2 protein-coding genes are annotated in these 1,075 nt (G+C 70.1%); both read left to right on the plus strand.

Annotated features, from left to right (window positions below; all coding sequences use genetic code 11):
* The first annotated feature begins 84 nt into the window (after positions 1 to 84).
* On the plus strand, positions 85 to 672 hold the full coding sequence (locus tag IY392_RS18780; protein WP_194862043.1) for a flavin reductase family protein: 588 nt from the start codon (positions 85 to 87) through the stop codon (positions 670 to 672).
* Between the two features lie 35 nt (positions 673 to 707).
* The coding region (locus IY392_RS18785) for an ABC transporter substrate-binding protein (protein WP_228549644.1) at positions 708 to 1,075 on the plus strand (368 nt) is incomplete at its 3' end.

The raw sequence follows: 1,075 nt of genomic DNA on the forward strand, positions 1-1,075 counted from the left end.
ACCCCCAGATGACCCCCGGCTCCTCACCGCGCTGAAGGCACTCGACAACCGCCCGAACCCGACCACCGCCCATAGGAGCACCACATGACAGTCACCGCCAATCAGACCGATGCTCCCGATCACTCCCACCTCGGGGACGACGACCTCTCTGGGGTGTGGCGCCGAGGTGACCAGGTCGACGCGGCCGCTCTCAAGCAGACAGCGGGCGCCTTCCCCAGCGGGGTCACCGTCATCACCACCGTGCAGGGAATCCGGCCCGTGGGCATGACGGTGAGCTCCTTCACGACCGTCTCCATCGATCCGCCCCTGGTGCTGGTGTGCGTGGACCGCCGCGCCAGCTGCCTCCACGCATTCCGCATCGGCGCCCCGATGGGCGTCAACGTCCTCGGCTGTGAACAGGGACCACTCGCCCGAACCTTCGCCGGCCGGGGTGAGGACCGGTTCGACGGCGTCGAGTACCGCGCAGGCCCCCACGGGGTGCCGCTTCTGGAGGGGACATCCGCCTGGCTCTCGACCCATATCGACCGCATCTACGACGGCGGCGACCACCAGATCCTCGTGGCGCGGGTCCACGCCGTGCACCGCGATGACACCCCGCCGTTGCTCTATCACTCCGGGCGCATGCACGATTGGGCCGTGGCAGCCGTCGCCTCACGCGCGGAGCAGCACTGATGCGCACGCCACCGAGTGCACCAGATCACCTGCGTATGGGGCGTAGGGGGTTCCTCACCCTCGCAGGTACCACCGCGGGATCCGGGCTGCTCGCCGCCTGCGGCACCGCGAGCACGGCTCCCCCCGCCGCCCCGGAGGCCGAACCCGGCACCCACGGCGCCGACGTGCCCGCCCTGCCGGGTATCGAGAACCCCGAGCTCACGATCGGTTTCATCCCCATCACCTGCGCCTCCCCGCTGGTCAACGCGGCCCCGTTGGGAATCTACGCCAAGCACGGGCTGAGGGTGAAGCTCAAGAAGTACGCGGGCTGGGCCGACCTGTGGGGGGCGTACGTGGCCGGCGAAGTCCAGGCCACGCACATGCTGGCCCCGATGCCGCTGGCCCTGCACCACGGCTTCGCCTC

The organism is Dietzia sp. SYD-A1 (assembly GCF_015356725.1).
Taxonomy (GTDB): Bacteria; Actinomycetota; Actinomycetes; order Mycobacteriales; family Mycobacteriaceae; genus Dietzia.

Bases quoted from the DNA above. Each gene is read 5' to 3' on its own strand.
- IY392_RS18780 (WP_194862043.1), top strand. From the start codon at position 85: ATGACAGTCACCGCCAATCAGACCGATGCTCCCGATCACTCCCACCTC.